This window comes from Azohydromonas lata, assembly GCF_034427735.1.
In the GTDB taxonomy this organism is placed as follows: Bacteria; Pseudomonadota; Gammaproteobacteria; order Burkholderiales; family Burkholderiaceae_C; genus Azohydromonas; species Azohydromonas lata.
The window spans coordinates 1-20,962 of sequence record NZ_JAXOJX010000019.1 but is presented as its reverse complement, the minus strand read 5'-3'; the positions used below and the strand labels follow the sequence as shown (position 1 = coordinate 20,962).

The 20,962-nt window shown below is 68.7% G+C and carries 22 protein-coding genes; 6 read left to right on the top strand and 16 right to left on the bottom strand.

Annotated features, from left to right (window positions below; genetic code table 11):
- Window positions 1-5: 5 nt before the first annotated feature.
- Window positions 6-908 carry a LysR substrate-binding domain-containing protein gene (locus SM757_RS13000; RefSeq protein WP_322465791.1) on the top strand — a complete coding sequence of 301 codons (903 nt, stop codon included), beginning with the start codon at window positions 6-8 and terminating at the stop codon, window positions 906-908.
- A gap of 51 nt (window positions 909-959) precedes the next feature.
- Here SM757_RS13000 and SM757_RS12995 read toward each other — a convergent pair whose 3' ends face one another.
- Genes SM757_RS12995 through SM757_RS12965 form a run of 7 tightly spaced genes read right to left on the bottom strand, consistent with a single transcriptional unit; the run spans window position 960 to window position 8,925 of the window.
- Window positions 960-2,240, bottom strand: a complete 1,281-nt coding sequence (locus tag SM757_RS12995) for a TRAP transporter large permease subunit (RefSeq protein ID WP_322465790.1) — start codon at window positions 2,238-2,240, stop codon at window positions 960-962.
- 30 nt (window positions 2,241-2,270) lie between these two features.
- Window positions 2,271-2,858, bottom strand: coding sequence for a TRAP transporter small permease (locus SM757_RS12990; RefSeq protein ID WP_174548663.1), 588 nt, complete (start codon window positions 2,856-2,858; stop codon window positions 2,271-2,273).
- 41 nt (window positions 2,859-2,899) lie between these two features.
- Entirely contained in the window at window positions 2,900-4,318 is a 1,419-nt protein-coding gene (pyk, locus tag SM757_RS12985) for a pyruvate kinase (RefSeq protein ID WP_322465789.1), read from the bottom strand.
- Window positions 4,319-4,355: 37 nt separating this feature from the next.
- Window positions 4,356-5,378, bottom strand: a complete 1,023-nt coding sequence (locus SM757_RS12980; RefSeq protein ID WP_322465788.1) for a TRAP transporter substrate-binding protein — start codon at window positions 5,376-5,378, stop codon at window positions 4,356-4,358.
- A 23-nt stretch (window positions 5,379-5,401) separates the two neighbouring features.
- Window positions 5,402-6,175 carry an SDR family NAD(P)-dependent oxidoreductase gene (locus SM757_RS12975; RefSeq protein ID WP_322465787.1) on the bottom strand — a complete coding sequence of 258 codons (774 nt, stop codon included), beginning with the start codon at window positions 6,173-6,175 and terminating at the stop codon, window positions 5,402-5,404.
- Between the two features lie 43 nt (window positions 6,176-6,218).
- Entirely contained in the window at window positions 6,219-7,637 is a 1,419-nt protein-coding gene (locus tag SM757_RS12970) for a four-carbon acid sugar kinase family protein (RefSeq protein WP_322465786.1), read from the bottom strand.
- Window positions 7,638-7,647: 10 nt separating this feature from the next.
- The gene (locus tag SM757_RS12965) at window positions 7,648-8,925 is read right to left on the bottom strand and encodes a ribulose-bisphosphate carboxylase large subunit family protein (protein WP_322465785.1); all 1,278 of its coding nucleotides are present in this window, start codon (window positions 8,923-8,925) and stop codon (window positions 7,648-7,650) included.
- Window positions 8,926-9,108: 183 nt separating this feature from the next.
- Between SM757_RS12965 and SM757_RS12960 the strand changes: the two genes are divergently transcribed.
- Window positions 9,109-9,990, top strand: coding sequence for a LysR substrate-binding domain-containing protein (locus tag SM757_RS12960; protein ID WP_322465784.1), 882 nt, complete (start codon window positions 9,109-9,111; stop codon window positions 9,988-9,990).
- A gap of 24 nt (window positions 9,991-10,014) precedes the next feature.
- Here SM757_RS12960 and aroQ read toward each other — a convergent pair whose 3' ends face one another.
- From aroQ to SM757_RS12925, 7 genes are all read right to left on the bottom strand, one after another.
- Window positions 10,015-10,443 (bottom strand): type II 3-dehydroquinate dehydratase, encoded by a 429-nt coding sequence (gene aroQ / locus SM757_RS12955; RefSeq protein ID WP_373863014.1) that lies wholly within the window; start codon window positions 10,441-10,443, stop codon window positions 10,015-10,017.
- A gap of 111 nt (window positions 10,444-10,554) precedes the next feature.
- Entirely contained in the window at window positions 10,555-11,562 is a 1,008-nt protein-coding gene (locus SM757_RS12950; RefSeq protein WP_322465783.1) for a TRAP transporter substrate-binding protein, read from the bottom strand.
- A 122-nt stretch (window positions 11,563-11,684) separates the two neighbouring features.
- Entirely contained in the window at window positions 11,685-12,506 is an 822-nt protein-coding gene (aroE, locus tag SM757_RS12945; protein WP_322465782.1) for a shikimate dehydrogenase, read from the bottom strand.
- A 12-nt stretch (window positions 12,507-12,518) separates the two neighbouring features.
- A complete protein-coding gene (locus SM757_RS12940) occupies window positions 12,519-13,775 on the bottom strand; it encodes a CaiB/BaiF CoA transferase family protein (RefSeq protein WP_066342418.1) in 1,257 nt (418 codons plus the stop codon).
- A 40-nt stretch (window positions 13,776-13,815) separates the two neighbouring features.
- Window positions 13,816-14,292 (bottom strand): MaoC family dehydratase, encoded by a 477-nt coding sequence (locus tag SM757_RS12935; protein ID WP_322465781.1) that lies wholly within the window; start codon window positions 14,290-14,292, stop codon window positions 13,816-13,818.
- A 48-nt stretch (window positions 14,293-14,340) separates the two neighbouring features.
- Window positions 14,341-14,727, bottom strand: coding sequence for a VOC family protein (locus SM757_RS12930; RefSeq protein ID WP_322465780.1), 387 nt, complete (start codon window positions 14,725-14,727; stop codon window positions 14,341-14,343).
- 20 nt (window positions 14,728-14,747) lie between these two features.
- Window positions 14,748-15,677 (bottom strand): ketopantoate reductase family protein, encoded by a 930-nt coding sequence (locus SM757_RS12925; RefSeq protein ID WP_322465852.1) that lies wholly within the window; start codon window positions 15,675-15,677, stop codon window positions 14,748-14,750.
- Between the two features lie 136 nt (window positions 15,678-15,813).
- Between SM757_RS12925 and SM757_RS12920 the strand changes: the two genes are divergently transcribed.
- Complete coding sequence (locus SM757_RS12920) at window positions 15,814-16,761, top strand: LysR family transcriptional regulator (protein ID WP_066342428.1); 948 nt, start codon at window positions 15,814-15,816, stop codon at window positions 16,759-16,761.
- Window positions 16,762-16,842: 81 nt separating this feature from the next.
- Window positions 16,843-17,709, top strand: coding sequence for a glyoxalase/bleomycin resistance/dioxygenase family protein (locus tag SM757_RS12915; protein WP_322465779.1), 867 nt, complete (start codon window positions 16,843-16,845; stop codon window positions 17,707-17,709).
- Window positions 17,710-17,783: 74 nt separating this feature from the next.
- Here the strand turns inward: SM757_RS12915 and SM757_RS12910 are convergent, their stop codons facing one another.
- A complete protein-coding gene (locus tag SM757_RS12910) occupies window positions 17,784-18,740 on the bottom strand; it encodes a LysR family transcriptional regulator (protein WP_322465851.1) in 957 nt (318 codons plus the stop codon).
- 93 nt (window positions 18,741-18,833) lie between these two features.
- Here SM757_RS12910 and SM757_RS12905 point away from each other — a divergent pair, with 93 nt between their 5' ends.
- Window positions 18,834-19,487, top strand: a complete 654-nt coding sequence (locus SM757_RS12905; protein WP_322465778.1) for an SDR family oxidoreductase — start codon at window positions 18,834-18,836, stop codon at window positions 19,485-19,487.
- Window positions 19,488-19,584: 97 nt separating this feature from the next.
- On the top strand, window positions 19,585-20,559 hold the full coding sequence (locus SM757_RS12900) for a quinone oxidoreductase family protein (RefSeq protein WP_322465777.1): 975 nt from the start codon (window positions 19,585-19,587) through the stop codon (window positions 20,557-20,559).
- A gap of 180 nt (window positions 20,560-20,739) precedes the next feature.
- On the opposite strand, the gene SM757_RS12895 is transcribed toward SM757_RS12900, so the two are convergent.
- Window positions 20,740-20,962 (bottom strand): hypothetical protein (locus SM757_RS12895; protein ID WP_322465776.1); only part of this gene is annotated, 223 nt, incomplete at its 5' end.

Here is a 20,962-nt window from a genome sequence, read left to right as displayed (position 1 = left end):
TGCCCTTGCCCATCCGAAAGAACTTTCCCTCGCTCAACGCCCTGGTGGTGCTGGAGGCGGCCGTGCGGCACCGCAGCTTCACCGGCGCGGCGGCCGAGCTGGGCGTGACGCAGGCGGCGGTGAGCCGCCAGGTGGCGCAACTGGAGCAGGAGTTGGACACGCTGCTGTTCATCCGCCGCCACCGCGCCATAGAGCCCACGCCGCAGTGCCAGGTGCTGGCCTCCTCGCTGGCGCTGAGCTTCGCCAACATCGCGCAGAGCGTGGAAATGGTGCGCTCCACCAAGCGGCAGGAGACGGTGACGGTGGGCGCGACGCTGGCGCTGTCCACCTTCTGGCTGCTGCCCCGCATGGGCGAGTTCCGCAAGCTGCACCCTTCGGCGCAGATCCGGCTGATGTCGCAGGACTCGCGCTTCAACCTCAACAGCGGCGACGTGGACGTGATCATCCGCTACGGCCTGCCGCCGTTCGAGGATGGCGTGGTGCTGGCCTCGCGGGCCGACGAGGTGTTTCCCGTGTGCTCGCCCGCCTATGCGCAGCGCATGGGCGGCGGGCAGGCGCCGTTCCGGCAGGCGGGGCTGGAGCTGATCGAGCAGGACGCGATCGACCGCTCCTGGTACTCGTGGCAGGACTGGTTCATGCGCACGGGCATCGCCACGGCCGGGGCGCAGCCGCGGCTGCGCTTCAACCACTACACCGACGTGCTGCAGGCCGCGCGCGCTGGCCATGGCATTGCGCTGGGCTGGGGCTTGCTGGTGCAAAGCCACCTGGAGGACGGCACGCTGGTGCGCCTGGGCGACGCCGTGGTCGGCGCCGAGGGCCGCTACAACGTGGTCGTGCCCGTGCGGCGCTCACTGCACCCGCTGCGGGACATCTTCGTGGAGTGGCTGGCGGCGAGCTTGTCGAAGTGAGCGGGGCTGCAGTCGGCGCCCTTGCCTCGCCTTGTTGTGTGCCACTGGCAATCAGCCGGCGAACCACCGGGCCGGCACGGTGACGATGGACGGGAACAGCACCATCAGGAACATGACGATGAACTGCGCCGTCATGAACGGGATCACGCCGCGGGTGACCTCGTCCATCTTCATGCGGCCCACGCCGGCCACGACGTTGAGCACCGTGCCCACGGGCGGCGTGATCAGGCCGATGGCGTTGTTGATGATGAACAGCACACCGAAGTAGACGGGGTCGATCCCGGCCTGCTTGATCACCGGCATCAGCACCGGCGTGAGGATCAGGATGGTGGGCGTCATGTCCATGGCCGTGCCCACGGCCATGACCAGCACCATGATGGCGATCAGCAGCAGGGTCTGGTTGCCCATGAAGGGCTCCAGCAGGCTGATCATCTGGCTGGGAATGTCGGCGACCGTGATCAGCCAGGCCGACACCATCGCCGCGGCCACCAGGAACATGATCACGGCGGTGGTCTTGGCCGCGCTCACGAACACCTCGTAGAGCTGCTTGATGCTCATCTCGCGGTATATGAGCATGGACACCAGCAGCGCGTAGACGGCGGCCACCACGGCGGCCTCGGTGGGCGTGAACACGCCCATCTTCAGGCCCACGATCACGATCACCGGCAGGCCCAGCGCCCACAGCGATTCGCGCAGCGCCGCAAGCTGCTCCTTGAGGCTGGCCTTGGGCGGGGGCTGGATGTTCTCGCGCTTGGCCACGAAGTACCAGGCGATGGCGATGGACAGGCCCATCAGGATGCCCGGGACGATGCCCGCCAGGAACAGCTTGGAAATCGACACGTTGGCCGCCACGCCGAAGATCACGAAGCCGATGGACGGCGGAATGACGGGCGCGATGATGCCGGCCGAGGCGATGAGGCCGCCGCTCTTGGCCTTGTCGTGGCCCGCCTTGACCATCATGGGCAGCAGCAGCGCCGCCAGCGCCGCCGTGTCGGCCACCGCCGAGCCCGACAGCGCGGCCAGCATGCACGCGGCCAGGATCGCCACGAAGCCCAGGCCGCCGCGCTTGTGGCCCACGAGGGTCAGCGCCAGCTTCACGATGCGCGCCGACAGGCCTCCCACGTTCATGATCTCGCCGGCCAGCATGAAGAAGGGCACGGCCAGCAGCGGGAAGGAGTCGGCGCCGTTGATCACGTTCTGCGCCAGGATCTGCGCGTCGAACATGTCCAGGTGCCACATCAGCGCGACGCCCGACACCAGCAGCGAGTACGCGATAGGGATGCCCAGCGCCATGGCGCCCAGCAGCGAGCCCAGGAAAATGAAAACGGTCATGGTGAAGTCCTTATCCGGTGGCTTGTGGGCTCAGCGCTGCGGCGCAACGCGAGGCGGCTGGACGTCGGGCTTCATGGGATCGTCCAGGTGCAGGTCGTGCAATGCCGCCAGGTCTTCGGACTCCTGCACCATGACGAGCTCTTCGTCCCTGACCTTGCCGGTGAGCGTGCGCAGGAGCTCACGCAACAGCAGCAGTGCAGCCGAAACGGCGAAGAACACGCCCGCACCGTAGAAGATCGCCACCGACGCACCGGTGACCGGCGCCTGCACGTCGAGGTTGATTTGCGCCTGCGCCAGAGCGCCGCTGAACAGCAGCCCTGTCACGAACAGCATCGTGAGCTGGCTGATAACCAGGCAGACCTTCTTGCCGGTCTTGCCCAGGCGCGAGACCAGCATGTCGGTACCCAGGTGGCCGTGCTCCTTGAGGGCCACGATCGCACCCAGGAAGGTCAGCCACACGAACAGCCAGCGCGAAACTTCCTCGGACACCGTGATGCCGGAGTTGAAGGCGTAGCGCAGCACCACGTTGCCGAACACCAGCACGACCATGACGGCCAGTGCCAGGGCGATCAATGCATCGATCAGACGGCAGTAGCCGTCCAGGAACCTGGACACCATGTTGGTCTCCTTTGATTTGTGGGTACGGAATCCCGGGCTTGTCAGGGGATCTGAGCAATGCGCAGCAGGTTGGTGGTGCCGGAAACGCCAAAGGGCATGCCGGCCGAGATGACGATGGTTTGTCCCGCCTCGCCGAAGCCTTCGCGGCACGCGGTGACGCAGGCCAGGTCGGTGATCTCCGGCATGTCGGCCACGTCGTGGCACAGCACGGCATGCACGCCCCACACCAGCGCCAAGCGCCGCGCCACGGCCAGGCGTGGCGTCATGCCGATGATCGGAGCAGCGGGCCGCTCGCGCGCCATGCGCAGCGCCGAGTAGCCTGCGCTGGTGTAGGCCACCGTGGCCGCGGCCTGCAGCAGCTCCGTCACGTGGCGCACGGCGAAGCCGATGGCGTCCGGCGCATTGGAGGGCGGGTCCGTGCGCGAGGCGTCGATGGCGGCCCGGTAGTGCGGGTCGCCCTCCGTGTGGCCGACGATGCGGCTCATCATGCGCACGGCCTCGACGGGATAGCGCCCGCTGGCCGACTCGGCCGAAAGCATCACCGCGTCGGCGCCCTCGTAAATGGCGGTGGCCACGTCCGAGGCCTCGGCGCGCGTGGGCACCGGGGCAGTGACCATGGATTCGAGCATCTGCGTGGCCACGATCACCGGCTTGCCCGCGCGGCGGCAGGCATGGACGATGCGCTTCTGGATCGCGGGCACGGCTTCAGCGGGCATCTCCACGCCCAGGTCGCCGCGCGCCACCATCACGGCGTCGGTCTCGGCCACGATGGCGTCCAGCGCCGCGATGGCCGCCGGCTTCTCCAGCTTGGCCACGATGCCGGCCCTGCCCTCCACCAGGGCACGGACCTCGGCGATGTCCTGCGGCCGCTGCACGAAGGACAGCGCCACCCAGTCCACACCCAGTTTCAGGCCGAACTGCAGGTCCTTGCGGTCCTTCTCGGTGAGCGCCGAGAGCGGCAGCACCACGCCGGGCACGTTCACGCCCTTGCGGTCCGACAGCGGCCCGCCGTTGAGCACGCGAGTTTCCGCAAAGTCCGCGCCGCAGCGCTCCACGCGCAGGCGCACGCGGCCGTCGTCCAGCAGCAGCTCCGCCCCGGGCTGCAGCGCCGCGAAGATTTCGGGATGAGGCAGCAGCACCCGGCCGGCACTGCCCGGCGCCTTGGCATCGAGATCCAGGCGAAACGCCTGGCCCTCGGCGAGCTGTATCGGCCCGCCGGGAAAGGTGCCGATGCGCAGCTTGGGGCCCTGCAGGTCCAGCAGCACACCGATGGGGCGCCCGCCCTGGCGTTCGACCTCGCGAATGATCTCCAGGCGACGCTGGTGGTCCTCGTGCCTGCCGTGGCTGAAGTTCAGGCGGAAGACGTCGGCGCCGGCGTTGAAAAGGGCCTGTATGGTCTGGAAGTCATCGCTGGCCGGGCCGAGGGTGGCGACGATCTTGGCATGCTTGCTTGGCCGCATTGCAGTGGATCTCTGGTGTGCTTGAACGCGCGCGGCCTTACGGCTTGCGCACCTTCTCGATCTCGCCGAAAAGCTCCTTCACGAGCGTCTCGCCGACCTGGGCGCTGTACTTGGCCACCACGGGTTGGACCTTGGCGCGGATGCGCTCCATTTCCGCCGGCGCGATGGCCGTGACCTGCATGCCGGCAGCCTTGAGCGCCTGCAGCGATTTTTCGTTGACCTCGCGGTTGGTCTTGCGCTGATACACCGCCGCTTCGGTGGCGGCGTCCTGGATGATCTTCTTCTCGTCGGCGGACAGGCCGTCCCAGAACTTCTTGCTCATCAGCAGGGGCAGCGGCGTGTAGCTGTGCCTGGTGACGCTCAGGTACTTCTGCACCTCAAAGAGCTTCGAGCTCTCGACCGTGGTGTACGGGTTCTCCTGGCCGTCCACGGCCTTTTGCTCCAGTGCCGAGTACAGCTCGGGGAACGGCATCGGCACAGCATTGGCACCCAGGGCGTTGAAGGTGTCTATGGCCACGCTGTTTTGCTGCACGCGCACCTTCAGGCCCTGGATGTCCTCCAGCTTTTGCACCGGTCGCTTGCTGTTGGTCAGGTTGCGAAAGCCGTGCTCGAACCAGCTCAGTCCGACCAGGCCCTTGGCGGGCAGCCGCTCCAGCAGCTGCTTGCCCACGGGGCCGTCCATCACGGCATCCACTTCCTTTTCGTTGTTGAAGAGGAAGGGCAGGTCCAGCGCCGCAAACTCCTTGATGATCCCGACGAGCTGCGACGAGGCGACGGCCGACATCTCCACCGTGCCGCCCTGCATCGCCGACAGCATCTGCACCTCGCCGCCCAGCGTGCCGCCGGCATAGATCTTGACCTTGATCTTGTTGCCGCTGTGCTGGGCCACGAGGTCGGCGAACTTCTGCGCGCCCAGGCCATGCGGATGCTTGATGTCGTAGATGACGGCGTACTTGATGGTGCGTTCCTTGATGTCCGCCGCCATGGCGCCGGTGGCGCCGACCACGAGCAGCGCACCCAGCATGCTGGCTGCGAGGGTCTTGAGCTTCACGTTGTTCATCGTTGTCTCCTTGGATTTGTCGTTTACAGGCCGCGGGCGCCGGAAGCCAGGAAGCCTCCGTCCACAGGCAGGGTCACGCCGCTGGTGAAGCCGGCGTCTTCGGATACCAGGTACATCACGGCCGCGGCGATCTCGCCGGTCGTGCCATAGCGGTTCATGGGAATGGCGTTGCAGTACTCCTGGCGGAACTGGTCGGTGTGCAGCGCGCGCGTCATGGGCGTGTCCACCGGACCGGGCGCCACGGCATTGGCCGTCACGCCATGCTCGGCCAGCTCCACGGCCATCTGGCGGGTCAGCGCGATCACGGCGCCCTTGGAGGTGCCGTAAGCCGTGCGGCCCGTGCCGACCGCGCGCATGCCGGCCACCGAGGCGATGTTCACGATGCGCCCCCACTTGTGGCGCACCATCAGGCGGGCCGCCTGCTGCGAGCACAGGAACGCCCCGGTGACGTTGACGTTCATCGTCGCCACGAAGTTGTCCACCGGGAACTCCAGGAACGGGAACACCTTGGCGATGCCGGCACTGTTGACGAGCACGTCGCAGCGGCCGTGGCGCTGCTCCACCGCGGCGAAGGCGCAGGCCACGGACTCCGCGTCGCCCACGTCGATGGCCTGCGCCTCGGCCTGCAAGCCCTGCGCGCGCAGCTCGGCGGCCGTCTTCTCGGCCGCTTCCGTGTCACGGTCGGCCACCACGACCGTCATGCCGGCCGCGGCCAGCCGCTGGCACACGTCGGCGCCTATGCCCATCGCGCCACCGGTGACGAAGGCCACGCGCTGCGGGGAAGTTGCTTGTTGCATGCTGCTTTGCTCCTGTTTCATTGAATTGGGGTGATGGGGCGGCTCAGGCCGGCAGGCCACTACCCCGGAGTGCCTTCACAAAATAGTCGGCGCTGCCCATCTGCCCGCCCTTGAGGGCCAGCTCCAGCCCTTGCAGGTACGGCTGGTTCGACAGCAGCCGGCACAGCGGCGCACCAGGTGCGAGCCGGGCCTTGATTTCCAGGGCATCGGGCGCCAGCACCTGCGTGATGCGGCTGGAGGTGTCTCCGCCGGAGAGCACCAGGCGGCGCAACGGGTGCGCACGCACGATCGCGTCGACCACCTCGCCCAGCCGGTCGCTGACCAGGCGGCCGCCGTGGTGCCGGGCCGCATCGGCGCTGTAGCCCTGCGCCTGCAGGGCCTGGATCAGCGCATCGATGCGCGCGTCGTCGGGACCGCGGGCGGTGTGCATCACGACACTGGCACCGGTGGCCAGGACATCGAGCACCTCCCGCACCAGGCGCTGCACGGCGGCGCCCGCTTGCGACTCCAGGCTCAAGGCCTGTACGTCGATGGTCACCTCCCTGAAACCTGTATCCACGGCCGTCTGGATCTGCGTGGCGCTCAGGCGTGACGCACTGCCGGAGACCACCAGCACCTGCTCGACCGCTTCAAACTGGCTGTAGCGGTCCGCAGCCTTGGCAGGGGCGGCCTGTCCGTCCTGCTGTTGCCAGTGCTGGGTCAGCCCGTACTCCACGCCGGAGCCACCGACCACGAACAGTGGCGAAGCCTGTGCCGAAGCCATCTGTTGCAGGCATTCGCCCGCCTGCGTCAAGTGCCCGGCCTCCAGGCCGTCGAGCACGACGGCCTGGAAGGAGGGCGCCATGGCCGCCAGCTGCCCGGCCAAGGCGCCCGCAGCCGCCTCGAAGCGGGTCAACGGCAAGTGGCCGATGGGCATCGTCGTTTGCTGGCCCAGGTGCCGGGCCAGATCGGACTCGTGCATGGGCGTGACGGGGTGCACGCTCATGATGGGATGCCGGTCGATCCGGTACACCTGCCCGTCGGTGCCGGAGCGGGCAAACAGGTGGCCGAACAGGCAGTAGCGTCCCAGTGCAGGCGTGGCGGCCACGATGGGGATGAGCGGCTGCGTGAAGGCCTCGCGCGCCAGCTCCATCACATGGCCGATGCTGCCGGTGGCCGGCGCACTGTCGAAGGTCGAGCAGACCTTGTAGTGCACCAGCGGCGTGGGCAGCGCCGCCAGGCCGGCGAACACCCCCGGCAGGTGGGCATCCAGCTCCGCGGTCGTCATGGCGCGGCTGCTGCCGGCCACGCCGATGGCGTCGAAGCCGCCCAGGGCGTCCATCTGCTGCGGTGTCGGCACCGACAGGAACAGCGCGCAACGCAACCCGCTGAAGGCCAGGACCTCCAGCGCGTCGGTGGAGCCGGTGAAGTCGTCACCGTAGAAGGCCAGGCGCAGCGGCCTGGAAGCACGTTGGTCAGACATGGCCTGCACCTCAGCGACCGGCGAAGTGCGCCAGCGCCCGTCGCAGCGCCGGATGGGTGCGGGCATAGGCCTCCAGGCTCACACCCTGCATAGCCGCTTCCCAGCCTTCTCGCATGCTGTTCACGCCGGCGGCGATGCCGTCCGGATGGCCGATGATGCCGCCGCCGGCCAGGTGCATCAGGTCGCTGGAGCGGAGCTCGCGGTACATGTCTGGTGCCTGAGAGGCCCATTGCCCTGAAGAGAAGACCGGCATCAGCGGCTTGAGGCCGGCGAAGTCCGAGAGGCAGGCGCGGGCCGAGTCCAGCACCGATTCGTCGGGCTCCCAGAACTTGCTGCGCAGCCCGTTGACGTGCAGCTGGTCCACGCCCGCTAGGCGCCACAGCTTCTGGTAGGCCTTGAACGAGAAGCCCAGGCCCGGATGGCGCGTGAACGCACCCCAGCCGTTGCGATGGCCGTGGATGGGCAGCCGCGCGTGGCGGCGCAGGTGCTCCACGGCGGCGAAGCCGACCCAGTTGATGCTGACCATCACGCAGGTGCCGCCCGCTTCGAGCACCGCGTCGTGCCGGCGCAGCATCTCGTCGATGGAGCCCGAGATGTTGATGGCGTACATCGGCATGCGGCCCAGGCGGTCGGCATGGCGGCGCAGCACCGGCATCACCGCCTTGAGCCGCTCGTCAAAGGGCGCGTAGGGCGGATCGGCGATCAGCTCGTCGTCCTTGATGAAGTCGATGCCTGCCGTGCACAGGTCGTCCGCCAGCTCGGCGGTCTGCTGCGGGGTCAAGCCGATGCTGGGCTTGATGATGGTGCCGATCAGCGGGCGCTCGAAGACGCCGGCCTGGCGCCGCGTGCCCTCGATGCCGAAGGCCGGCCCCTGGAACTGGGCGGCGTAGTCGGCAGGCAGGTCCAGGTCGAGCAGCCGCAGCGCCGTGACCTCGCCCAGCTCGAACAGGTTGCCCGCCACCGTGGCCAGCAGCGTCGACAGGTTCGCGCCGACGTTGGCGATGGGAAAGGCAATCTCGATCTCGGCACGGTGGAACACCGCCGGATTGCCATGGCGCGCCACGTGGGCGCTCGCCAGCGTGGGCTCCAGCATCGGAGGCAGCGGATCGATGCGCACCACGCGGGCCCGCGAACGTTCCTTGAGCTGCTCGGTTTCGCCGGGCAGCGACAGGAAGGTGCCGCTGGACTGCTCACCGGCGATGACCTGCGCCACCTTTTCCGACGGGACCGCGCTTTCGACGAGGTAGCGAGCACGGAATTCGGCGCGGGGAGAAGTCTGAGTCGTCATGGTGTGAGCTTTTTGCTGCGTCCGATCGAAACGAACGGGCGGGGTGGAGAAGGCTTCGATGGAGCGAATACTAGATACGGCACCCCTGGCGGACAAACGATATGATTTCCGTTAGCTGTGAGAAAAACTCACTCAACACCCGGATAAACCCGCAGATCGCTTTCACTCACTTGGAGAACCGGCATGGGCCTGGAGCGCTTGTCCCTGAATGCCTTGCGCGCCTTCGAGGCGACGGCCCGGCTGCGCAGCTTCAGCGCCGCGGCACAGGAGTTGTCGGTGACGCACGGCGCGGTGAGCCGCCATGTGCGGATGTTGGAAGACACGCTGGGATTGCCGCTGCTCAAGCGCAACGCACACGGTACCGAGACGACCGCCGAGGGGCAGCGCCTGGCCGAAGGCCTTTCGCGGGGATTCCAGCTGATTCAGGCCAGCGTCGAGCAGCTCAAGCCCGGGCCGCTGACGCTGTCGTGTTCCGAGTCGATCATGATGTATTGGCTCCTGCCGCGGCTCTCGCGCTTTCAGGAAGCCAACCCGGACGTCGAGCTGCGCTTCAACATGGGCTATGGGCCGGTGGACTTCGCGCGCGACAACATCAGCGTGGCGATCCGCTTGTCCACCATAGAGCCGCCCAAAGACGTCATCCGCACGAGTGCCGTCACGGAGTGGATAGGTCCGGTGTGTTCTCCGGCCTACCTGCAAAGCCTTCGGCTGACCTCAACGGCCGACCTGCCACGTGCGCGGCTGATGGTCTCGCGCACGCGCCCCCAGGCCTGGGACGACTGGAGCCACTGCTGCGGCACCGACCTCGGGGCATTGCACATCGCCGAGGCCTTCAATCATTTCTACCTGCTGATCCAGGCGGCCAAGTGCGGCCTCGGGATGGCCAACGTGCCACGCATGCTGGTGCACGATGACTTGAACAGCGGAACACTGGTGGCCCCGCTGGGTTTCCTGGCCGGACCCAACAAGCTTTCCATCTGGGTCGCCCCCCACCTGAACCGCCGATCGGACACGGTCAGGCTGGTGGATTGGCTGGCGCAGGAGCTGCGCACGTCGGAACGTTGAGCAGGAAGCGGGCCTCCTACAGGCTCAAGCCAGTTTCACGGCCGACACGGCGGCCCGCAGCCCAAGGAGGTAGCTGTCCACGCCGAAGCCGCAGATCTGGCCGCGCACGATCTCGGCGAACACGGAGTGGTGGCGGAAGGGCTCGCGGGCGTGGATGTTGGACATGTGCAGCTCCACGATGGGGCAGCTCAGGATGGCCAGCGCGTCGCGCAGCCCATAGCTGTAGTGCGTCCAGGCGCCGGCGTTGATGAGCACCGCGTCCACGCCGTCCGCATAGGCCTGGTGGATGCGCCCGGCCATCTCGCCTTCGCTGTTGGTCTGGAAGCTCTCGACGTCGGCGCCCAGCTCCCGGCCCAGCGCGCGCAGTTGCTCGTCGATCTGCGCCAGCGTGACCGTGCCGTACTGCTGGGGGTCGCGCTTGCCGAACATGTTGTGGTTGATGCCGTGCAGCATGAGCACTTTCACGGGGGGCTCCTGAGGAATGAAATGGAAGTGAAGTTGCAATGGCATTGCGATGGCATTGCAATGGCCGCCCTGGAGGACGGCCACTGGCACGGTGGCGCTTTACTTGCGCAGCTTGGCGAGCTCGGACTGCAGCGCCGCCACGGTGTCGGCGCCGACGATGGCGGTCTGCTTCTCGATCACGGGCTTGACCTTGTCGCGCAGCTTGGCGATCTCGGCCGGCGGCAGCTCCGTCACCTGCATGCCGGCCTTCTTGAGATCGTCGACGGCGATGTCGGCCTGGGTGCGCGAGACGCCGCGCTGGTAGGTCGTGGCCTGGGCCGCGGCTTCGGTGATCACGGCCCGCTCGTCGGCATTGAGCTTGTCCCAGAACTTCCTGGACACGATCAACGCCTGCGGGTTGTAGATGTGGCGCGTGAGCGCGAGGTACTTCTGCACCTCGTAAATCTTGTTGGCCTTGATGACGGTGGCCGGGTTCTCGTGGCCGTCTATGGCCTTTTGCTCCAGCGCCGGGTAGACCTCGGGGAAAGGCATGGGCGTGGCGTTGGCGCCCAGCGCGTTGAAGATGTCCACGTAGATTGGCGACTGGATGACGCGGATCTTCAGCCCCGCGATGTCGTCGGCCTTGTTGATGGGGCGCTTGCTGTTGGTGAGGTTGCGAAAGCCCAGGTCCCAGTAGTTCAGGCCGACCAGCCCCTTGGGCTCCAGCTTGGCAAACAGATTCTTGCCGAACACGCCATCGGTCACGGCATCGGCTTCCTGCGCGCTGTTGAACAGGAAGGGAAAGTCGTAGACGGCGAATTCCTTGACCTGCGACTGCAGGATGCCGGCGTTGAGCACGGTCATTTCGATGGTGCCGCCCTGCAGGGCCGACACGGTCTGCACGTCGCCGCCCAGCTGCCCGGAAGCGTAGAGCTTGACCTGCATCTTGCCGCCGGACTTCTGCGCCACCAGGTCGGCGAACTTCTGTGCGCCCTGCCCCTGGGGATGCTCCTTCGGGTTCTGGAACGCGAACTTGATGGCGTGCTCACGGATGTCGGCGGCCTGCGCGACGACGGGAAGCAGGGCCGCGACGGCGGCGGCCACGAAGGTGCGGCGGACGAGTTTCATGCGCTTGTCTCCTGAGTTTGGGCGCTTGTGGAAAGTCTTTGTTCTTGCTGTGAGCCTGCCCTGCCTTTCAGGGGCGGGGCGTTGAAGCCGCGGCGGCGCCAGCGCGCGGCCGCGCCGGGCCGTCAGGCGAGCGGCACCGTCAGTTGCCGGATCAACGCTGCCGTGTCGGGGCGCACGCCGCGCCACCACTGGAAGGCCTCGGCCGCCTGTTCCACCAGCATGCCGACGCCGTCGGCCACGCGCTGCACGCCGGCGCCCTGGGCCAGGCGCAGGAAGGGCGTGAGCCCCTTGGCATAGGCCAGCTCGTAGGCCAGTTGCGCCTGGCTGAACACGCTGGCGGGCACCGCGGGCAGCTCGCCCGTGAGGCTGGCCGACGTGGCGTTGAGCACGATGTCGAAGGACAAACCTTCCAGATCGTGCAGGCCGCAGCCGCGGATGGCGCCGGCATCGCCGCACTGCTGCGCCAGCGCCTGCGCCTTGGCCGCCGTGCGGTTGGCCAGCACGAACGCCGCCGGCTGCTGGGCCAGGAAGGGCAGCAGCGCCCCGCGGGCGGCACCGCCCGCGCCCAGCATCAGCACGCGCTTGCCCTGGAGGCTGAAGCCCAGGTTGCGCTGGATGTCGTTGACCAAGCCGATGCCGTCGAAGTTCTCTGCCCGCACCCGCTCGCCATCGAAGGCCAGCGCGTTGGCCGCGCCGGCCAGCCGCGCGGCTTCCGAGACCTCGGTGGCATAGGCAAAGGCATCGAGCTTGAACGGGGCCGTGATGTTCACGCCCCGGGCGCCGGCAGCGCGGAAGGCGTCCACCGTTTCCTTGAACCGGCCCAGCGGCGCTTCGAGCCGGGTGTACTCGATGTCCTGCCCGCTCTGGCGGGCGAACTCGGTGTGGATCAGCGGCGACTTGGAAAAGCCCACCGGGTTGCCGACGATGGCGTAGCGATCGGTCATGGCGGTCGTCCTTCAGAGCTTGGAAATAGCTGCCTCGGCAGCAACGGCGGCAACGGCTGCCTCGGCGTAGAGCACGCCCTCGGCCTCCAGGCGGGCGATGTCCTCGGTGCCGTAGCCCAGGCTTTGGGCGATGGCGCGGTTGTGCTGGCCCATCAGCGGCGCGGGCACCGTCTGCCGGGTGTCGCAGTCCGAGAAGCGGAACGGCGTGTTGGGCAGTTTGACTTTGCCCAGCACCGGGTGCTCGTGCTCGGTGACGACCTCGCGGGCGATGATCTGCGGGTCCTGCAGCACTTCGTCGATGCGCTGCACCTTGGCGCAGGGCACGTCTATGGCGTCCAGCGCCGCCAGGCACTCGGCCACGCTGCGCGTCTCGGTCCAGGCCCGCACCACGGGCAGGATCTCCAGCCGGTGCGCGTTGCGCCCGGCCGCGCTGTGAAAGCGCGTGTCGGCCGCGAAGGCTTCGCCGCCCACCAGCCGGGCCAGCCGCTTCCACGCGTCATCGACCTGCGCCGCGATCACGAGGTAGCCGTCGGTGGCGGTGAACACGCCGTAGAGCGTGCTGGTGGGCAGGTCGTGGCCGGTCTGCACCGGCACCTCCTGGCCGCCGGAGAGCGTGTAGCCCTGGATGGCGTACTCGTGCATGGACACCAGCGTGTCGTAGAGCGCCATGTCGATGTGCCGGCCCTTGCCGCTCTTGACGCGCCCCAGCAGCGCCGCGCAGACCGCGGCCACGCCGTGCGCGCCGGTGTAGAGGTCGCCCAGCGCGATGCGCAGCAGCGGCGGCGCCTCGCCGGGCTTGCCCACCATGGCCATGATGCCGCTCTTGGCCTCGGCGATCAGGCCGAAGCCGGCCCGATGCGAGTCCGGGCCGGTGTGGCCGTAGGCCGACACCGAGCAGTACACCAGCCCCGGGTTGCGCCGGGAAAGCGCCTCGTAGCCCAGGCCCAGCTTGTCCAGCGCGCCGGGGCGGTAGTTCTCGACGAACACGTCGGCCGTGTCCACCAGCTTGTGCATCAGCTCCAGCCCGCGCGGGTCCTTGAGGTTGATGCACAGGCCCTGCTTGCCCATGTTCTGCTGCAGGTAGTAGCCGCTTTGCCCGTTGATGAAGTAGGCGTGCTGGCGCCCCGCGTCACCCGTGGTTGGGCGCTCGACCTTGATGACCTCGGCGCCCAGGGCTGCCAGGCAGCGCGAGAGGTAGGGGCCGGCCAGGAAGTGGCTGTAGTCGATGACGCGTATGCCTGCCAGCGGCAAGGTTTCACTATTGCTCATGGAATGCTCCAGGCTCGTTGCAGTCGCAATCAGGCCGAAATCAGGCCGCGGACGGGCGCAGCGGGATCATCAGCCGGTGCTCGCCCTTCTGGACCACCTCGCCGCGCTGGTTGATCAGCTCCGAGGGCAGGATCACGATGCCCCAGCCCGGGCGGCTCTTGCTCTGGCGCGCCGTGCCGACGCGGAACTTCACGCGCACCTTGTCGCCGAGCTTGATGGGCAGCGCGAAGTCCCAGGTCCAGCCCATGGACATGCCCGGCTGGAAGCGCAGCGCACTGCGGGTCTTCAGGCCGTCCGCGATGGACAGGCCGAACAGGCCGTGCGCGACGCGGGTGCCGAAGGGCGTGGTGCGGGCATAGTCCTCGTCGGTGTGCACGGGCGTGAAGTCGCCGGTCAGCTCGGCGTAGGCCATCACGCGGGCTTCGGTCACCTCGTACTCGGGGCTGGTGCACTCGGCGCCTTCCTGGACTTCGTCCCAGTACAGCTCAGGCGTGCCGGGGTCGGGGCTGTGGCTCATGTCTCGTTCCTTGGGGTGGGTGTCTTGGTTCACGGCAGGGGTGCGGCCTCAGGCGCGCGGGTCCACCGCCAGCGCCTCGTCCACGGCGTTGCCGGTGGCTTGCAGGATTTCCACCGCCAGCCCGTCGGGCAGGCGCAGCCAGTTGCGGCCCTGGGGCATCTGCGTCACCCCAAAGGGCTTGGCGGCCTCCAGCGCGGCTTCCAGGTCGCTGGTCATCACGCCCAGGTGCGCCAGGCGCCCTTCCGGGCCTTCGAAGGCCGGGTCCTGGATGAACTGCATGCCGCCGATCGTCCAGACCTGGCGTGGCGCCTCGGGGTCGCCATCGACCATGCGCGTCGTCATGCCCAGCACTTCGCGAAAGAAACGCAGGTGCCACTGCAAGTCCTTCACGCGCACGGCCACGTGCTCGACGTAGGAACGGGTATTTGCCGTCATGGGATGTCTCCTTGTTTGATTCAGGCGGCGTGCAGCCGGCGCTCGATGCCCTTGATGCAGGCCACCAGCGTGCGGTTGACGGGCGTGGGCACGCCCAGGCGCTCGCCCTGGCGGACGACGGCGCCGTTGATGAAATCGACCTCGGTGACGGAGCCCTTCTCCAGGCTCTGCAGCATCGAGGTCTTGAACTGCGGCGGCAGCCCGGCGCTGGCCTTGAGCCAGGGCTGGCGCGGGTCGGTCATGGAGAGCTGCACACCCTGCGCCTGCGCCACGGCCATGGCCTCGGCCACGGCGGCCAGGGCGGTCTGCTCGATCTCCGGCACGGCGTAGAGGTCGCCATAGGTCAGGCCCGTGATGCCGGCCAGCGCGCCGGTGGCCACGTTGACCAGCAGCTTGTCCCACATCGTGCCGAGGATGTTGTCGCTGACAACGCAGCGCAGCCCGGCCGACTCGAAAGCCTTGGCCACCGCCTGGGCGCGAAAGCTCAGCGTGCCGTCCAGCTCGCCTATGAGCGTTTCCTTGTCCTTGACGCCTATGCGCACCTGGCCCGGCGCCAGCAGCACGCCGCCCACGTAGGTCTTGCCGGCCATCACGCGCTGGCGGCCCACGGCGGCGATGAGCTCGTCCTCATGCCCCAGGCCGTTTTGCAGCGACATCACCACCGTGTCGGGGCCGACGACGGCGGACGCCATCGCCATCACGCGCCGGGTGTCGAAGGACTTCACCAGCACGATGACCAGGTCCATGGGCTCCAGGGCGGCGGTGTCCGTGGCGGCGTGAACCCTCACGCGGCGCTCCACGCCGTCCTCGACCAGGCACAAGCCCTCGCGGTTCATGGCGTCCACATGGGCGGCATTGCGCGTCACCAGCGTGACCTCGCAGCCGCTTTCGGCCAGCACCCCACCGATGGCACATCCCAGGGCGCCCGCGCCCAATACACAAATCTTCAAGCTCATACCTCGCCGCTTGATGCCGCCAACTGCCACCTCTCGGCGGCGCATGGGGCGTGACGATAGGCAGGCGCCCAGCTGTTGGCTATGCAATGCCGGCAATACACTCCATTGCCTCACGCAATGAAGCATGGCCATGAGCACCGAAGACATCCCGCTGCCCGACCTCAAGCTGCTGCGCCTGTTCGAGCTGCTGTATGCCACGGGCAGCGTCACGCGCGCCGCCGAGCAGCTTGGGCAAAGCCAGCCCACGGTGAGCATCTGGCTGGCGCGGCTGCGCGAGCTGCTGCACGACCCGCTGTTCGTCCGCACACCCGCGGGCATGCAGCCCACGCCGCGCGCGCAAGCGCTCATAGGCACCGTGCGCGACGCGCTGGCCTGCGTGCGGCGCCTGGCCGAGACCGCGCCGGACTTCGACCCGGCGCAGGCCAAGCGGCGCTTTCGCATCTGCATGACCGACGCCAGCCACGTCACGCTGCTGCCGCAGATGCTGGCCCACGTGCGGGCCGTAGCGCCGGGCGTGCGGCTGGAGGCCGCGCGCATAGACGCCGACACCGCTCGCGCCCTGGAGGCGGGCGATGCCGACCTGGCCATCGGCCTGGTGCCGGGCCTGGAGGCGGGCTTCTACCAGCAGACGCTCTTCGCGCAGGACTGGGTGTGCCTGGCCAACCGCCGCCATCCGCGGCTGGCCGACGGGCGGCTCACGCTGCGCCGCTACGAGGCCGAGCCGCACGTGGCCATCGCCGCGGGCACCGGCTACCAGTTGCTGGCGGCCGTGCTCAAGGAGCGCCAGATCACGCGCGACGTGCACCTGGAGCTGCCGGGCTTCCTGGGGCTGCCGGCCATCGTCTCCACCACGGACCTCGTGGCCACGCTGCCGCGCCACATCGGCGAGACCCTGGCGCGCACGGCCGACCTGCTGGTGCTCAAATGCCCGCTGCCCCTACCGGGCTTCGAGGTCAAGCAGCACTGGCACGCCCGCTTCCACCACGATGCGGCCAACCGCTGGCTGCGCGGCGTGTGCGCGGCGCTGTTCATGCGGGAAGGCGCAGATCGCAAGGGCACGGCCCGTCCGGGCAAGTAAGGGCGGCCAGCATTGCCGGCTTTCATCGCCCCCGGCCCGTGGCTGGCCACAAACCGCTTCAACACCCATTTCGTGAATGCCATGACCCACACCCCGTTGCCCCCGTTGCTGTCTCCCTGCGCCAGCCCGCTGGTCCTGCTGGAGCACGTGAACCTGACGCAGCCGGACCAGCAGCTCGCCACGCTGTTCTACGTCGTGGGCCTGGGCTTCACGCGCGACCCGTTCCTCATGGTGGGCCTCGACAACATGTGGATCAACGTGGGCCGCACGCAGATGCACCTGCCCACGCGGGCGCCGCAGCGCCTGCGCGGACGCATCGGCCTGACGGTGCCGTGGCTGCGGCAACTGCCGGCCCGCCTGGAGCCCTTGCGCTCCGCTCTGGCGCACACCGAGTTCGAGCTGCGGACCGTGGACGACACGCTGGAACTGCGCTGCCCGTGGGGCAACACGTTCATCGTCCACGCCGGGGCGCCGCAGCAGACGCTGCCGGGCATCGCCTACGTTGAGTTCGACGTGCCGGCGGGCACGGCCGAAGGCATCGCGCGCTTTTATGCCGACGGTCTGGGCGCACCGGCCGAGGTGTGGGCGACGCAGCAAGGCGCGCCCATGGCACTGGTGAAGCTGGCCAACGGACAGTCGTTGCGCTTCGCCGAAACGGCCGCGCCCTTGCCGCCCTACGACGGGCATCACATCCAGGTCTACCTGGACGGCGCCGAGCCGGCCCACCGCCGCGTGCAGGCGCTCGGCCTAGTGCGGCGTGACCGCGGACCCGGCGACTGGCGCTTCGTGGACCTGGTCGATCCCGCCGATGGCCGGCTGCTGTACCAGTTGGAGCACGAGATGCGCGACCTCGCCCACCCGCTCTATGGCCGCCGCCTCGTCAACCGCAACCCCGGCCAGGCCCAGGCGGCCTACCGGCCGGGCGAGGATGAATTGCCGGCAGGTTGAAGGCGGAACGAGGTTTTCGCCCAAGTCGCCCCGGGTGCTTTCGCACGGGACGCTTGAAGCCACGCACGCCCCGTTCAGGGCGCGGGCACAGGCGAGGCCGAGGCCCCCTGCGCGTCCTTCGCCCAAGCGCCTGGCAGCGCGCCGGCGATCTCATCGACGAACACCCGTGTCTTCGTCGGCACCAGCCGGCCCGGCGGCAGCACGATGTAGACGCCGCCCTCGGCCTGGCCCGCCCAGCCCGGCAGGACCTCCACCAGCCGGCCCTCGCGCAGCGCAGCGCCGGCCAGCCACTCCGGCGCCAGCACGATGCCCGTGCCTTGGAGCGCGGCCAGCAGCAGCAGCTCCGAGTTGTCGGCGATCAGCGGCCCCTTGGGCTGCACCGGGTGCGACTGGCCGTCCTTGGCCAGCAGCCAGTCTGGCCAACTGGCGTGGCCGGTGAAACCCAGACAGGCGTGATCGGCCAGGTCGGCTGGCGTGCCCGGCCGGCCACGCCGCGCCAGGTAGGCCGGTGAGGCGACCAGGACGGTGCGGTAGGACGCCACCTTGCGCGCCGTGAGGCTGCTGTCGCGCAGCACGCCCAAGCGCACCGCCACGTCAAACCCTTCAGCCACCAGATCGACGAAGCGGTCGCCGAAGCGCGCGTCCACGCGAATCTGCGGATGGCGGGCCAGGAACGGCGGCAGCAGGGGGGCCACCCACAGCCGGCCGAAGGCCATGGGCAAGGCAATGCGCAGCAGCCCGCGCGGGCTGCCCGCGAAGTCGCTGGCCTCCTGGCCGGCCATCTCCAGCTCGTCGAGCAGGCTGCGCACGCGCTGGTAGTAGGCGCTGCCCACTTCCGTGAGCGCCACGCGGCGGGTCGTTCGCGCCAGCAGCCTCACGCCCAGGCGCGCCTCCAGCTGGCTCACGCGGCGCGAGAGCACGGAAGCGTCCCGTCCCAGCGCGCCGGCCGCCTTGACGAAGCTTTGCGCCTCGGCCACCGCCACGAAGGCGGTGAGCTCCTCCAGGTTGCCGTGTGTCTCGTATTGCTGCATCACGTGCACGAGTCATGTTCAGAAGCCGTGGATTATCTTTTGGCTTGCAGCCTCTAGATTGGCCGTACCGCTTACCACCTGGAGCACTCGACCATGAAGACCTTCCTGAGCATAGGCACCGGCCCCGGCATGGGCCTGGCCACCGCGCAGCGTTTCGCCCGCGAGGGCTTTCGCGTCATCCTCAGCGCCCGCCACCTCGACAAGACGCAGGCGCTGGCCGGCCGCCTGGAATCCGAGGGCCACAAGGCCGACGTGAGCCTGGTCGATGCCGCCGATCCGGCCAGCATTGCCGCCCTGGTGGCGGACGTGGAAAGCCGCTTTGGCGCCATCGACGTCCTGCACTACAACGCCGCGGCCCTGCGCCAGGCCAGCATCGGCACCCAGCCGGCCGAAACCTTCAACCAGGACCTGGCCGTCAACGTGGGCGGCGCGCTGGCCGCCGTGCAGGCCGCTGCCCCGCGCATGGCCGCGCGCGGCAGCGGCGACATCCTGCTCACCGGCGGCGGCTTCGCGCTGGCGCCCAGCCCCGACTACCTGTCGCTGAGCATCGGCAAGGCGGGCCTTCGCGCGCTGGCGCTGGGACTGTTCGACAGCCTCAAGGCCCAGGGCGTGCACGTCGGCACCGTCACGGTGGCGGGCTTCGTGTCCCCCGGGTCCGCAGCCGCTGCGGGCGTGGCCGACGCCTTCTGGCGGCTGCACAGCCAGCCCAGGCAGGCGTGGACGGTCGAAGAGGTCTACACGCCCTGAGCGCCGCCAGCAGCCCTGCCCGCCTTGCAGAGCGCGAAAAACCAGGGTCCCGCCGGCCGGCATCGCGCGGCCGGCCAACAACACCAGAGGAGCATTCGTGACACAAGCCATTCGGTTCCATCACACCGGTGCCCCCGAGACCATGGCCTGGGAAGACGTCGAAATCGGCGCACCGGGTGCGGGCGAGCTCAGGGTTCGCCACACCGCCATAGGCGTCAACTACATCGACGTTTACCACCGCAACGGCACCTACCCCTTGCCGCTGCCCAGCGGGCTGGGCGTGGAGGCGGCCGCTGTCGTGATGGCCGTCGGCGCCGGGGTTGACGAGTTCCAGGTGGGCGACCGCGTCGTGTACGCCGGTGGGCCTCCCGGGGCTTACGCGCTGGAGCGCCTCGTGCCGGCGGCGCGCACCTTGAAGCTGCCGGACGCCGTATCCGACGAAGTTGCCGCCAGCTTGACCTTCAAGGGCTTGACCGCCGAGTACCTGATCCGCCGCTGCCATCCCGTGCAGCCGGGCGACACGGTGCTCTTCCACGCCGCGGCGGGTGGCGTCGGCGCCATTGCCTGCCAATGGCTCCAGCATCTTGGCGCCACCGTGATCGGCACGGTCAGCAGCGACGAGAAGGCAGCGTTCGTCAAGGCCCTGGGCTGCGACCACGCCGTCGTCTACAGGCGCGAGGACCTGGTGCAGCGGGTACGGGACATCACCGGCGGCGCGGGCGTCTCGGTCGTCTACGACTCCATAGGCAAGGACACCGTCGCGCAGTCACTGCAGTGCCTGCGCCCGCGCGGCACGCTGGTGAGCTTTGGCGTGGCCTCCGGGCCCGCGCCGCTGCTGGACCTGGCCGAGCTGGGCGCGCGGGGCTCGCTGTACGTGACCCGTGCGTCCATCGCGCACTACACCGCCAACCGCCAGGAGTTGCTGGCCGGTGCCCAGGCGCTGTTCGACGCCATCGCGGCCGGAATGATCCGGCCGGCGAAGGTCACCCGGTACGCGTTGAAGGACGTGCAGCAGGCGCATCGCGACCTGGAAAGCGCAAGGACCAGCGGATCGGTCGTCCTGCTGCCTTGAAATGAGAACGGCCCGCCGTGCCGTTGAAAGGCCGCGGGCCGCCGTGCGGCTGTTGGCCTGTGGGCCGCCACGATGCGGCAGGTGAACGATTCGTAGGACGCCCGCTTGCGGGCCGAATGTCCGCCGGGCCGCGGTTCGGCCCGCAAGCGGGCCTCCTGCAAGCCTTGGAATCCGGCTGGCTCAGGCCAGCACAGCCTGTCCCTTGGCAGTTTCAACGCTGCCCGCCAGCAGCGGCGACAACATCGGGTCCACGCAGCGGCGCGGCTCCACGAGCTGCAGCCCATAGGGCCGCGCCGTGCGCTCGATGAGCTTCCAGATGTAGTCCGCAAAGCTGCGCCGGAACACCAGCGCCACACCCTGCGCGTCGCTGCGCAGCACGGTGAAGCTGGCCTTGCTCATGACC